Annotated in this window: 11 protein-coding genes; 3 read left to right on the top strand and 8 right to left on the bottom strand. The window is 69.5% G+C overall.

All coding sequences use genetic code 11. The annotated features are described in order from the left end of the window. Positions 1–129 precede the first annotated feature (129 nt). Genes G3I56_RS36450 through G3I56_RS36440 form a run of 3 tightly spaced genes read right to left on the bottom strand, consistent with a single transcriptional unit; the run spans position 130 to position 3190 of the window. Positions 130–1422: an extracellular solute-binding protein gene (locus G3I56_RS36450; protein ID WP_164416695.1), complete on the bottom strand. Its 1293-nt coding sequence runs from the start codon at positions 1420–1422 to the stop codon at positions 130–132. Continuing rightward, positions 1422–2255 carry a carbohydrate ABC transporter permease gene (locus G3I56_RS36445; protein ID WP_164416693.1) on the bottom strand — a complete coding sequence of 278 codons (834 nt, stop codon included), beginning with the start codon at positions 2253–2255 and terminating at the stop codon, positions 1422–1424. The genes G3I56_RS36450 and G3I56_RS36445 overlap by 1 nt, the downstream gene beginning before the upstream one ends. Beyond that, positions 2252–3190, bottom strand: coding sequence for a sugar ABC transporter permease (locus tag G3I56_RS36440; protein WP_164416691.1), 939 nt, complete (start codon positions 3188–3190; stop codon positions 2252–2254). Before G3I56_RS36440 ends, G3I56_RS36445 begins: the two co-directional genes overlap by 4 nt. A 194-nt stretch (positions 3191–3384) precedes the next feature. On the opposite strand from G3I56_RS36440, the gene G3I56_RS36435 reads away from it, so the two are divergent. Beyond that, complete coding sequence (locus G3I56_RS36435) at positions 3385–4251, top strand: aminoglycoside phosphotransferase family protein (protein ID WP_164416689.1); 867 nt, start codon at positions 3385–3387, stop codon at positions 4249–4251. A gap of 77 nt (positions 4252–4328) precedes the next feature. Here G3I56_RS36435 and G3I56_RS36430 read toward each other — a convergent pair whose 3' ends face one another. Beyond that, positions 4329–5240 (bottom strand): LysR family transcriptional regulator, encoded by a 912-nt coding sequence (locus G3I56_RS36430; RefSeq protein ID WP_164416686.1) that lies wholly within the window; start codon positions 5238–5240, stop codon positions 4329–4331. Positions 5241–5334: 94 nt separating this feature from the next. On the opposite strand from G3I56_RS36430, the gene G3I56_RS36425 reads away from it, so the two are divergent. Beyond that, positions 5335–6321: a DMT family transporter gene (locus G3I56_RS36425; protein ID WP_343240159.1), complete on the top strand. Its 987-nt coding sequence runs from the start codon at positions 5335–5337 to the stop codon at positions 6319–6321. 62 nt (positions 6322–6383) lie between these two features. Here G3I56_RS36425 and G3I56_RS36420 read toward each other — a convergent pair whose 3' ends face one another. From G3I56_RS36420 to G3I56_RS36405, 4 genes are all read right to left on the bottom strand, one after another. After that, on the bottom strand, positions 6384–7106 hold the full coding sequence (locus G3I56_RS36420) for a 3'-5' exonuclease (RefSeq protein ID WP_164416684.1): 723 nt from the start codon (positions 7104–7106) through the stop codon (positions 6384–6386). A 129-nt stretch (positions 7107–7235) separates the two neighbouring features. Then, positions 7236–8474 (bottom strand): SAV2148 family HEPN domain-containing protein, encoded by a 1239-nt coding sequence (locus tag G3I56_RS36415; protein WP_164416682.1) that lies wholly within the window; start codon positions 8472–8474, stop codon positions 7236–7238. 114 nt (positions 8475–8588) lie between these two features. Beyond that, a complete protein-coding gene (locus tag G3I56_RS36410) occupies positions 8589–9887 on the bottom strand; it encodes a copper amine oxidase (protein WP_164416680.1) in 1299 nt (432 codons plus the stop codon). A 78-nt stretch (positions 9888–9965) separates the two neighbouring features. Then, positions 9966–10790, bottom strand: coding sequence for a Tat pathway signal sequence domain protein (locus G3I56_RS36405; protein ID WP_164416678.1), 825 nt, complete (start codon positions 10788–10790; stop codon positions 9966–9968). Positions 10791–10980: 190 nt separating this feature from the next. Here G3I56_RS36405 and glgX point away from each other — a divergent pair, with 190 nt between their 5' ends. Continuing rightward, a complete protein-coding gene (glgX, locus tag G3I56_RS36400; protein WP_164416676.1) occupies positions 10981–13140 on the top strand; it encodes a glycogen debranching protein GlgX in 2160 nt (719 codons plus the stop codon). The last annotated feature ends 36 nt before the right edge of the window (positions 13141–13176 follow it).

Here is a 13176-nt window from a genome sequence, read left to right as displayed (position 1 = left end):
TGATCCACTCTCGATCTTCCTCTGGGGAGGGCCCGTTGGTTACTGGGGAGCCAGCGGGCCCTCTTCCCGTTCACACGCCGCGCGACAGCTCGGCCTCGATCAGGCTGCGCGACCTGTGGGGGGCGCGTCTCAGCGCTGATAGCGATCCAGCACCAGGTTTCCGTCGTCCTCCAGGCGTTTTCGCAGTTCGGCGAGGTCGATCGCTCCGCTGTAGTACTCCTGGAACGCGGGCGTCGCGACCTTGTCCTTCCACTCCGGGTAGCCGCGCACGGACTGGGCGGGGGCCGAGCGGAGGTGGGTGGCGAGGGCGGTGCCCGTGGCCCAGCCGTCCTTCCGGGTCCGCAGGGAAGGCGACTTCAAGGCCTGGGTGCCGGTGGGGAGCATCCAGTCGCCGAGGGCAAGGCGGACCATGTTCTCGGGGCGCAGCATGAAGTCGATGAACTCGGCCGCCTCCCTCTGGTGTTGGCTGTCCTCGGCGATGGAGAGGGTCTGCGGGCTGACGCCCTGAGTGAGTCCGTCGGCGCCCGCCGGTGCGGGCAGCACCTGCCACTCGAAGCCCTTCGGCGCCTGCTGCGCGATCTGCTGGCGGTAGGAGAAGCCGAGCGGGACCATCGCGTACCGGCCGCCGAAGAATCCGGGCAGGGTGTCGGAGCCGCCGCTGCCCAGCGTCGAACTCGACGCGCTGCCATCGGAGTTGACCTGGTCGTGGATCGTATGGGGGACCACCTGCTCGGGCGCGGCGAACCGGACGGTCACCTTGCCGTCCGCGCCCCGGTGGAACAGCTGCCCGCCCGCCGACAGTGACAGGTTGAGCGTGGCGGAGACGGGCTCCTTGAGCGGCCAGGCCACGCCGTACTTGCCTTCGCCGCTGAGCTGTCGGGTGATCTGCCTGAACTCCGGCCAGCTCCATGGCTGTTCGGGGGTCGGGATACGTACACCCGCCTCCTTCAGCCATTTCGCGTTGGCGATCAGCACCCTCGGCTCCTGGAGGAACGGCACGCCGTAGACGCCGTCCCCGAAGGTCGTCGTATCCCAACTGCGCTGCGGGATGTCGGACTTGAGCCGCTCGGGCAGCAACTCGCTCAGGTCTGCGAGGTAGCCGCCGTACGCGAAGTCCGCGAGGTCGTCCGAGGCGTCATGGATGATGTCGGGGGCCTCACCGCCTTCGAAGGAGGTGAGCAGCTGGTCGTGAATGCTGTCCCAACTTCCTTGTACGTAATCGACCTTGACGTCCGGATGGGTCGCGTTCCACTCCTTCACCAGCGCCTTGTTGGCGGCGACGGACTCGTCCTGCCAGGCGAGGGACTGGAAGCGGAGGGTGATTCTGCCGGCGTCGTCGCTGGTGTCCCCTCCGCCTGTGCAGCCGGTGCCTCCGGCGAGGAGCAGCATGAGGACGGGGACCACTAACCATCGTGCCCGCATCAGCCCTTCACCGCCCCGGCCGTCATTCCGCCCGTGATGCGGCGTTGGATGAGCGCGAACACGACGAGCGAGGGCAGCGTCGCCAGGAACGCGGCGGCGGCCAGCGGCCCGAGGTCCGCCACGCCCTCCGCGCCGATGAAGTGCGTGAGGACGACCGGCAGGGTCTGTTTCTCCGGGGTCTTGAGGAGCACCAGGGCGAAGAAGAACTCGTTCCAGGCGGTGATGAAAGCGAACAGTGCCGTCGCCACGATCCCCGGCGCCAGCAACGGCGCGGTGACGGAGACCAGGGTGCGCAGGCGTCCGGCGCCGTCGACGGCCGCCGCCTCCTCCAACTCGGCGGGCACAGCCCGTACATACCCGACGAGCATCCACAGCGCGAACGGCAGCGACCACACCACGTACACCATCACCAGCCCGAAGACGGAGTCGATCAGCCGCAGGTTCTTCAGCACCAGGAACAGCGGGATGATCACCAGCACGAACGGGAACGCCTGGCTGACCACCACCCACCCGGTCGCCGCCCGCCCGAGCAGGGTGCGGTGCCTGGCCATGACGTACGCCATCGGGGTCGCGAGCAGTACGGCGACCAGCGCGGCCGAGGCGGCAGCCAGCAGGGAGTTCAACGCGGCGTGCAGCAGCGGCTGTTCGTCGAAGGCCTGGCGGAAGTTGTCGAGGGTGGGGTTCTCCGGGATCCAGCTGGGGTGCAGACTGCCCAGTTCGCGCGGGGACTTGAACGCGGTGGACAGAAGCCAGAGGAACGGCAGGGCCAGAAAGGCGAGATAGGCGAGGAGGGCCGCGTACTGGCCGACGCGGGCGCTCGTGCTCGTCCTCAACTCCCGTCGCCTCCCCGCAGCCGGCCGACGAGGAACACGGCGAGAAGGACGGAGATCAGCGCGACCATCACACAGCCCATCGCCGCCGCATAGCCGAACTGGCCGTAACGGAAGGCCTCTTCGTAGGCGAAGAGCATGGGCAGCCGGGTGCGTCCGCCGGGGCCGCCGTTCGTCAGGACGTACACCAGGGCGAAGGAGTTGAAGTTCCAGATCAGGTTGAGGGCGGTGATCGCGAGCGCGACCGGCCGCAGGGCGGGCCAGGTGACCGTCCAGAAGCGGCGCCAGGCGCCGGCACCGTCCATGGCCGCCGCCTCGTGCAGTTCGCGCGGAGTGTTCTGTAACCCGGCGAGCAGCGCGACCGTCGTCTGCGGCATCCCCGCCCAGACACCGACGACGATGACGGCGGGCAACGCGGTCGTCAGGCCGCTGAGCCAGTCGCGGCCGTCGCCCAGACCCAGGTCACGCAGGGTCTCGTTGAGGACACCGGCGTCCGCGTTGTAGACGAGCCGCCACATGATGCCGACGACGACCTCCGGCATCGCCCACGGGATGATCGCGAGGGCGCGGGCCAGCCAGCGCAACCGTAACTCCTGGTTGAGGAGGAGGGCGAGGCCGAGAGCGAGCAGGAACTGCGGCACGGTCACCCCGACCGCCCAGACCAGCCCGATCCGGAACGACTCCCAGAACAGCGTGTCGTGCAGCAGATCCTGGAAGTTGAGCGTGCCGATCCACCGAGTGGGCGCGGTCCGGCCGGACTGGGCGTCGGTGAACGCCAGCAGAATCCCGTACAGCAGCGGTCCCACGCTCAGGACGAGGATCGGGATCAGGGCGGGCAGCACGAGGAACCAGGCACCGTGGCCGGTGATCCGACTACCGCCCGGTCCGGCGCGGGCCGCGCGCTCGGCCGGCCGCCTCGCCCCGGTCACCAGTGTCACGTGATCGGCTCCTTTGGTCGCCCGAGGTGGCCCCGTCATGGTCGTGAAGCCCTCGTAACCCGTCAAGGCACCGCGCACACGCCCCCACCAGTGCGAATGCGACACTGACCGGCGGATGGCGTGAACCCGACGCCGTTCGCGGACGTACACGGCTCCACACAGCCGGGTACGAGTGACTGCGCGGGAGGCGGACGATGGACGAGGCACAGGCCCGGGACGTACTGGCCACGGCGGGCGTACTGCCCGGCACGGCGCCGGACGCACGGCTCCTCGCACTGGGCGAGAACGCGGTGTTCGCCGCCGGTGACCTGGTCGTCAAGGTGGGCCGCGACGCCGAACTCCTCGACCGTGCGCGGCGGGAACTGGACATCGCGCTCTGGCTCGCCGACACGGACGTCCCGGCGGTACGCGCGGCCGACCCGAAGGCGCACCTCGTCGAGGGCCACCCGGTGACGGTGTGGCACCGGCTGCCCGATCCCGTACGCCCCGCCGGCCCCCGGGATTTGGCCGAACTCCTACGGATCGTGCACGCCCTGCCGCTCCCCCGCTCCTTCGCGTTGCCTGCCCGTGAGCTACTGGGGGGCGTCGAACGCTGGCTGCGGCTCGCGGGCGACGCGATCGACCCGGCGGACGCGGCGTATCTGCGCGAGCGCCGGGACGGTTTCGCCGCGGCCGCCGCCGCGCTCACCCCGCGGCTCGCGCCGGGCCCGATCCACGGTGACGCTCTCCCCCGCAACGTCCACATCGGGCCCGACGGCCCGGTCCTGGTCGACCTGGAGACCTTCTCCGCCGACCTGCGCGAGCACGATCTGGTGGTCATGGCTCTGTCCCACGACCGGTACGCCCTCCCTGCCGAGTCCTATGACGCGTTCACGGAAGCGTACGGGTGGGACGTACGGGAGTGGGAGGGGTGTGGGGTGCTGCGCGGGGCGCGGGAGACGGCGAGCTGTGCGTGGGTTGCGCAGCATGCGCCTGTCAATCCGAAGGCGTTGGCTGAGTTTTCGCGGCGGGTGGGGTCTTTGCGGGAGGGGGATTCGACTGTGCGGTGGTATCCGTTTTGAGCGCCTAGTGGGTTTGGGCTTGCTGTTGTTCGGCGCCTGCGGGCCGGACGTGGCTTGTCGCGCAGTTCCCCGCGCCCCTAGGCGAGCTGGTCCTCGGCCTGGATTTTCTGTGCTGCTCGGCGCAGTTCCTCCAGTACCGTTCGTACGGCCCTTCGGGCTGTTCGTTCCGGGCGGTGGAGGGCGTCGATTCGGCGTCTGGCCTGGATGCCGCTGAGGGGCTTGAGGACGAGGGCGGGGTGCGGACGGGAGGTCCAGCGGGGCATCAGCGCGAGGCCTCCTCCGGCGGCCACCACCTCCGCCGCCACCGCGAACTCGTTGATGCGATGGGCGAGACGGGGCCGGTGGCCCGCCGCGGTGGCGATGGCCTCGATCGTCGCCATGATCGGGAAGCCGTCGTGTACGGCGATCCAGGGCTGGTCGGCCACATCGGTCGGGGTCAGTTGTCGCTTGGCGGCGAGCGGGTGGTCGGCGGGCATGGCCACGTCGAGGGGTTCGCGCAGCAGCGGGGTCGCCGCCACCGTGCGCGGCCAGGGCGGGGCGTGGTCGAGGCGGTGGGCGAGGACGAGGTCGTACTCCCTGGTCAGCGGCGGGAAGTCGTCCTGCGTCACGTCCTCGTCGGCCAGCGCGAGCACCGGTCCGTCCGGTCCGGCCAGGGCCCGCAGCAGCAGCGGGAAGAACGCGGCGCCCGCGCTGTGGAACGCCGCCACGGACACCTCCCCGTCCGGCCGGTCGAGGAACTCCTCGACGGTGTGCCGGGCCCGCGCCAGCGCCGACTCCACCTCGGTCGCCGCGCCCGCCAGCGCCTGCCCGGCGTCGGTCAGCACCAGCCGCCGCCCCTGTCGCTCGGTGAGCGGGACCGGGATGGCCCGCTGGAGCAGCCGCAGTTGCTGCGAGATCGCCGAGGGCGTGACGAGCAGCGCGTCGGCGACCGCGGTGACGCTGCCCAGCTCACCGAGTTCGCGCAGGATCCGCAGCTGGCGTTCGTCCATGGGGCCAGTGTAGGTGGACAGTGTAGGGAAACTAAAAGATCGTTTAAGGAGGTGGTCCTGGCCTTCAGGGTTCCTGCCGGTGCACCGTAGTCGCGTGTCCGACTCCCGCCGTACCGACGCGGTACTCCTCCTTGTCGCGCTTGTCTGGGGATCCAGTTATCTGTCCGCCCAGACGGCCACCTCCGCCCTGCCCGTCCTCGTGGTCCTTTTCGCGCGGTACGCCCTCTCCGCGCTCAGCTGTCTCGGCCTGGTGGCTGCCGGACGGGGGAAGGAACGGGAGCGGGGCAGCGGCTCTCGCCTGTGGACCCGGGAGGAGGTGCGCGCCGGGCTGCCGCTCGGGCTCACGCAGGCCGCCGTCCTGGTCGTGGAGACGTACGGGGTCGCCCACACCACCGCCGCCAACGCGGGCCTGATCATCAGCCTGACCATCGTGCTCACCCCTCTCCTCGACCGTGCCGGACACCCCGGCGGGCTGCCCCCGGCCTTCTACGCCGCCGCCGGAGTCTGCGTCCTGGCCGTCGGCCTGCTGATGTCCGGCAACGGTTTCCACACGCCGCGTCTCGGCGACCTGCTGATGCTGGGCGCGGCGCTGATACGGGCGGTCCACGTGGCCCTGGTCGGACGCCTGACCACAGGCCGGCCGATCCGACCCCTTCACCTCACGACACTCCAGACCGTGATCGGCACGGCCCTGTTCCTGCCGGCCGCCGCTTCCGACCTGCCGGTGCTCGTCCGCGCCGACTCCGGGACGTGGACGCAGTTGCTCTATCTCGCCCTGTTCTGCAGCGTGTTCGCGTTCCTCGCCCAGACGTGGGCCGTGCAGCGCACCTCGGCGAGCCGGGCCAGCCTGCTGCTGGGTACGGAGCCGATCTGGGCCGCCGCGATCGGGATCGCCCTGGGCGGCGAGCATCTGACGCCGCTCACGGCGTTGGGCGCGACGCTGATGGTCACGGGCACGTACTGGGGCCAGTCGGTGGAACGCGCCCACCGCGCGGCACAGGCCAAGTTTCTCGCCCCCGGCGCCCCTACCCGTCCCATCCTCTCCCTGGGGGCTGCGTCCCCAGACCCCCCATCGCGCTGAACGCGCTCGCCCTCAGACGCCGGGCGGGCTGGAAACGGGCGAGCGGGTGGGAAAACTCCCCCTTAGACCACCTCACCCACAACCTCCCGCACAGGCCACGTCCCGTCCACCACCGCGTCAGCCTCCCCCTTGCGCCGAAGGAAACTCTGGAAATCCGCCGCCCACTCCGCGTACCACTCGATCTGTCGCCGATGCAGTTCCACCGGTCCGAGCGCCGCGACCTTGGGATGCCGCTCGGCTATCGCGCACGCCAGCCGCGCCGCGGCCAACGCGTCCGCCGACGCGTCGTGAGCCGCGTCCAGTGAGACGCCGTACTCCCTGCACACCGCTTCGAGGTTGCGCTTGCCGCGCCGGTAGCGGTCGACGGAGCGGTCGATCGTGTACGGGTCGATCACCGGGGCGAGATCCAGGCCGCCGAGCCGCTCCCGCAGGGACGGCAGGCCGTGCCTTCGCAACTCCGCGGAGAGCAGGGTGAGGTCGAAGTTCGCGTTGTAGGCGACCACCGGTACGCCCGTCTTCCAGTACGTCGCCAGCACGTCCGCCATCGCGTCCGCGACCTGGTCGGCGGGCCTGCCCTCGCTGGTCGCGCGCTCGTTGGTGATGCCGTGCACCGCCACCGCGTCCGCCGGGATCTCCATACCCGGATCGGCCAGCCATTCCCGGTGAGCGAGCGGCTCACCGCCCCTCACCTCGATCACCGCGCCGGTGACGATGCGTGCCTCGCTCGGATCCGTCCCGGTCGTCTCCAGGTCGAAGCCGATCAGCAGCTCATGGTGCCAGCCCATGCCTGGCCCCCCTTCTTGCCTTCTTGGTGGTGCTTTCCCCCAGTGGTCTCCACGATCCCACGAGCCACTGACAATCAGAGGACCGCATTCCGCTTGCGGAAGACGAGCAGGCCGGACAGGTTGAACAAGTCAGGACACTGGGCGTGAATCCGCCCAGGCCACCTCGAACTCCTCGCGGTATGTCGGGAAAAGACCGCTCTCCTCGGCCACGCCCGGCTTGACCACCCGGCTTCCGCCCCGCAGCACCAGCACCGGCGCCTCCATCCCCCGCGTCCGGCGCAGATAGGTCTGCACGATCGCGACCCCGTCCGAGCCGTCCCCGTCGACGAGGTAGGCGGTGAAACGGGGCGTCTCGTCGAAGACCTGGATCTCGAAGGCGCCCGGGTCGCGCAGCTTCGACCGCACCCGGCGCATGTGGAGGATGTTCATCTCCACGGCCCGGCTCAACTCGCCCCGTTTGAGGCCGAGTTCCCGCTCGCGGCGCTTCACCGAACTGGACGCGGGGTTCAGGAACAGCAGCCGCACCCGGCAGCCCGACTCCGCCAGCCGCACCAGCCGCCGCCCGGAGAAGTTCTGCACGAGCAGGTTGAGGCCGATGCCGATGGCGTCGAGGCGACGCGCGCCGCCGAAGATGTCCTCGGCCGGGAACTGCCGCATCAGCCGTACCCGGTCGGTGTGGACGGCGACCACGTCCCCGTACCGTTCGCCCACCAGATTCTCGACCGCGTCCACCGGCAGCCGCCGCGCGGAGGGCACGTCGCCGCCCGCGCCGAGGGACTCCAGGAGCTTGCCCGAGGCGCGCTCGGCCTGGTTGAGGACGGCCTCGGACAGAGCCCTGTTGCGGGAGACGACGTTGCGGGTGACCTCCAGCTCGTCCAGGGCGAGTTCGACGTCGCGGCGCTCGTCGATGTACGGCTCGAAGCACGGCCAGTGCTGCACCATCAGCTCGCGCAACTGCGGGAGGGTCAGGAAGCTGAGGACGTTGTCGTCGGCCGGGTCGAGCAAGTAGCCCTTGCGGCGGCTGACTTCGCGTACGGCGACCGCGCGCTGCACCCACTCCTGGCCGGCCGGTCCGGCGGCGGCGACCACCCACTCGTCGCCATGGACTGGTTCGTAGATGGGGCGCAGGACGGCGGCCACGACCGTGCGCAGCCGCTGTTCGACCAGGTTCAGCCAGATGTAGGCCCGGCCGGCCCGCTGGGCGCGCGTACGCACCTCGTGCCAGGCGTCGGCGTCCCAGTCCAGTTCCGGGCCGATGGAACCCGTCTCCATCGGCCGTGCCAGGGACACCGCGCCGGGCGGGACCTCTGTGGAGTTCCCCTCGTGACCCTCGTCACCAGGGGGCAGCTCCAGCCCTCCCGAGCCCACCCGCGCACCGCCTTCCGCTCCCCCGAGCTCTCCCCGTGGCCGAGCCCGGCCGACGATCAAGGAAGGGTACTCCGGGAGCGGTCTGCGGTGCAGCAGGATGGACAGGGTCGTTTCTCAACTACCGCTTTCGACATGCCCGTTCTGGTTGGCGAGCCCGGCGGGAGTGAGCGGATTCATAGCGGTGACATCGCGCGGGGCGATGGCGAAGCCCTGCCAGTGGACGGGCATGGGCTGCTGGTCCTCGTCCCGGGCGATGTGGTGGAATCCCACGTTCACCCAGGCCAACGGGTGGGTGAGGGTCTGTCCGTTGACCCATCCGTCGACGGACTTCTTGGCGCCCACGCCGCAGTTGGGCAGGTTGTCGCTGGCGAACTGCTCGCACTTGTTGTACTCGGTGAAGTAGACGTCGTGCCGGGTGTAGCTGCGGCCCGAGTACCTGGTGGTGGCGCCGGGGACGATCTCGTACGACCGTGCGTGGCCGTCCTTGTTCTTGCCGGTGGCGCTGACCATCCGCCACCAGCGCATGGTCTTGGCGTCGCCCGCGAGTTCCTTCTTGACCTGGGTGCGGGTCGTTTTGGTGGTGGGTCCCTCCTGGCCGCTCGCGGGCGGGCTGACCACGGAGTCGTACTGCTCGACCTTGCCCTTGGAGGAGCCGTCGAGGCCGAAGTCGAGCCGCCAGAAGACGTTGTGGCTGTGGCTGGTGGCGTAGTCCTTGGCGCCCTTGCCGATGGGCCAGCCGCGGCCGTCGCCCGCGTCGTAGTCGTCGGGCGCGAGGCTGCCGGTGGCGCCGACGTTCATGTTGATGGTGCCGTCGTCCTGGAAGCGCCACTCGGTGATGTACTCGTACCAGCCGGTCTGGTTGACGGTGTAGACGAGCAGGTCCTTGCCCTGGGTCTGCCAGACCTTGTTCGCGGTGTCGCCCTGCATACGGTAGGCGTGGCCGCGCGAACGGGTCGTGGTGCACAGGCCCTTGACGTTCTCGTGTTCCGGGTCCCAGGCCTCGGGGACCTTGACGGTCTTGATGGTGCCGCCGGGGCATTCACCGGGCGCCATGTTCATCAGGCCCTGGGCGAAGCCCGCCGCGGTCAGGTCCTGGTACTCGGCCTTTCCGTCGTCATAGGGGACGTGTATCTGGCCGAGCTTCGCCGAGTTGAGGACCTTGATCGGCCGTGCCTCGCCCGGGGGCTGGTACGAGACGTTCTCCAGGACGAGCCCGGCCTCGCTCTCGTAGCGCCAGCACATCCGCCAGGTGGTGCCGGTGGTGAGTTTCTGCTCGATGCGGAAGGCCGGGCTGCACTCGGTGGGCGGCACGGGTCCCGCCTTCGGCTGGGCGGTCGCCGGCCCCGCCGCAGTGGTGAGCCCGGCGGCCAGCACGACCGCGGAGAGGCCGACGAGCACATACTTTTCGCGCATGAGGAAGAGACTCCCTAGGAGGAGAGAGTTGAGCAGGGGAAAGGTTGGGAAGTGAACCGAGGACGGTCGTCACCCGGGTCAGCCGAGCCTGGCCACCTTGCGGGCGCTCAGGTCGACCACGAGCGAACGGGCGTCGATCCACGGCCCGTTCTTCACCTTGGGGAAGATCCGCACACAGCGGTGGTCTCCGCACGAGTCGAGTACGGCGGGCTGGGCGCCCGGAACGGCCCGGTACACCATGCTGGTGACGAGCAGCTGGTCCGGCGAGGTGAGTTCCGTGCTGGTGGCGTCCTTGTAGTCGGCCTTCAGACCCGCGCCCAGCGGGTCGGCTATCAGAAGCCTGGTCGCCTCGACCGACTCGGCGCGGCTCAGGGGCGGCTGCACGCCGTGCTGGGTGTCGGTCCGCTCGACCTTGCCGGTGTCGAGATTGACGGTCCTGGTGACCAGGGTGTCGTCCCTGTAGTCGTAGTACGACACCTCCGCGCGCCGGGGCGCGTTCGGGTCGTCCACCTCGGCGGCCTCGGGATCGGCGAGGTCGACGCCGATCCGCTGCGGGCCGCGCTCTCCCGCCACGTTCTCACCGGAGTTGAACAGCTGCCGGTTCAGGGCGATCCGCTCGACCCGCGCCATCTCACCGTCGGTCAGCGGATCACGGCCCTTGCCCTTCTCGCCCTCGGCGGGCGCCTGTTCGACGACCCCCGGCTGCACCGCGGCCTGCCCCTGCGCGGGCTGCCCCGCACCGCCGCCCGTACTCGCCGTGTTCCCGGCTTTCCCGGTGCCACCCGACTCGTCGGCCCCGGCCGATCCCGGCAGCGTCACTGCGACCATCAGGGCCGTACCGGCCACCGCGATCCCCGTACCCGCCACCACCTTGCCCAGGTGGCGGCGCACGATCTTGCGCACGTTGTCCCCTTACTCCCCCTCGCAGCCCAGGGAGTATGTGAAGAAGAAATGTTTTGACATACCCGTGAATGGGGGTACGCACTGGTCGACCGGTAAGAGGGACGTAAGTCGTAGGTGGTTCCATCACTTTCGGGGAGACTCGGAGTGGAGTAGGCCCCAGCGATGGACCACAACTGAGAGAGTCGAGCGCATGCAGGTCTGGCCAGGAGAGGCGTACCCACTCGGTGCCACGTATGACGGTGCCGGCACCAATTTCGCGGTCTTCTCGGAGGCCGCCGACCGGATCGAGCTGTGTCTGCTTCACGACGACGGCTCGGAGACCGCGGTGGAACTGCGGGAGAGCGACGCGTTCGTCCGGCACGCGTATCTGCCCGGCGTGATGCCGGGGCAGCGGTACGGCTTCCGGGCGCACGGTCCGTACGCGCCCGAGCACGGCCAGCGGTCCAACTCGGCGAAGCTGCTGCTCGATCCGTACGCGAAGGCGATCAGCGGTTCGGTCACCTGGGGCGAGGAGGTGTACGGCTACCACTTCGACGAGCCCGAGCGGCGCAACGACCTCGACTCGGCGCCGCACACCATGTCGTCGGTGGTGGTCAACCCGTACTTCGACTGGGGCGACGACCGGCGCCCACGCACCGAATACCACCACACAGTGCTCTACGAGGCCCATGTCAAGGGCCTGACCATGCGCCACCCGGCGCTCCCCGAGGAGCTGCGCGGCACCTACGCGGCGCTCGCCCACCCCGCGATCATCGAACACCTGACCAAGCTGGGCGTCACGGCCCTGGAACTGATGCCGGTGCACCAGTTCGTGAACGACCACCGTCTGGTGGACATGGGCCTGAACAACTACTGGGGCTACAACACGATCGGCTTCTTCGCCCCGCACAACGCGTACGCGTCCTGGGGCGACCGCGGCCAACAGGTGCTGGAGTTCAAGTCGGCGGTGCGGGCGCTGCACGAGGCCGGTATCGAGGTCATCCTGGACGTGGTCTACAACCACACCGCGGAGGGCAACCACCTCGGCCCGACGCTGTCCTTCCGGGGCATCGACAACGCGCAGTACTACCGGCTCATGGAGGACCAGCGCTACTACATGGACACCACGGGCACCGGGAACTCGCTGCTCATGCGGTCCCCGCACGTACTCCAAATGATCATGGACTCACTGCGCTACTGGGTCACCGAGATGCACGTCGACGGCTTCCGCTTCGACCTCGCGGCCACGCTGGCCCGTCAGTTCCACGAGGTGGACCGGCTGTCGTCGTTCTTCGACCTGGTCCAGCAGGACCCGGTGGTGTCCCAGGTGAAGCTGATCGCCGAGCCGTGGGACGTGGGCGAGGGCGGCTACCAGGTGGGCAATTTCCCGCCGCTGTGGACCGAGTGGAACGGCATGTACCGCGACACCGTACGGGACATGTGGCGAGGTGAGCCGCGCACACTCGCGGAGTTCGCCTCCCGGCTGACGGGCTCCTCGGACCTCTACCAGGACGACGGCCGCCGTCCGCTGGCCTCGATCAACTTCGTGACGTGCCACGACGGTTTCACGCTCAACGACCTGGTGTCCTACCACGAGAAGCGCAACCAGGCCAACGGCGAGGACAACCGGGACGGCGAGAGCCACAACCGGTCCTGGAACTGCGGCGCGGAGGGCGAGACCGACGACCCCGACGTCCTCGCCCTGCGGGCGCGCCAGCTGCGGAACTTCATCGCGACACTGATGCTGTCCCAGGGCGTGCCCATGATCAGCCACGGCGACGAGTTCGCGCGCAGCCAGGGCGGCAACAACAACGCGTACTGCCAGGACAACGAGATTTCCTGGGTCCCGTGGCCGGGCGACGGCGAAGGAGACGGCAACGGAGACGAATCCGGCTCCAGCTCCGGTTCCGGTTCCGCCGAGCTGCTCGACTTCACGCGCGCGATGGTGTGGCTGCGCAAGGACCACCCGGTCTTCCGCAGACGGCGTTTCTTCCACGGCCGCCCCGTGGAGGGCACCCACGACGATCTGTCGGACATCGCCTGGTTCACCCCGGCGGGCGAGGAGATGGTCCAGCGTGACTGGAACTCGGCGCAGGCGGGCGCAATGAGCGTGTTCCTCAACGGCAACGCCATCTCGGAGCCGGATTCCCGCGGGGAACGCATCTCCGACGACTCGTTCCTGCTGATGTTCAACGCCTCGCCGAAGACCCTCGAGTTCGTGGTGCCGGTCAATCACGGCCGGCAGTGGCAGGTCGTCGTCGACACGGCCCGCCCGGAGGGCGTGGCACCGGGCACGGGCGCGAAGGTGGCGGCGGGCGACCGTCTGACCCTGGTGGACCACAGTCTGACGGTGCTGCAACGCCCGACCTAGTCCGTCCTACGGCCCTCCACGCGCGCGTGGAGGGCC

Source organism: Streptomyces sp. SID12488, assembly GCF_010548275.1.
Lineage (GTDB): Bacteria > Actinomycetota > Actinomycetes > Streptomycetales > Streptomycetaceae > Streptomyces.
Note: the sequence above shows the minus strand (reverse complement) of the source record. Positions and strands in the feature narration are given on the sequence as shown.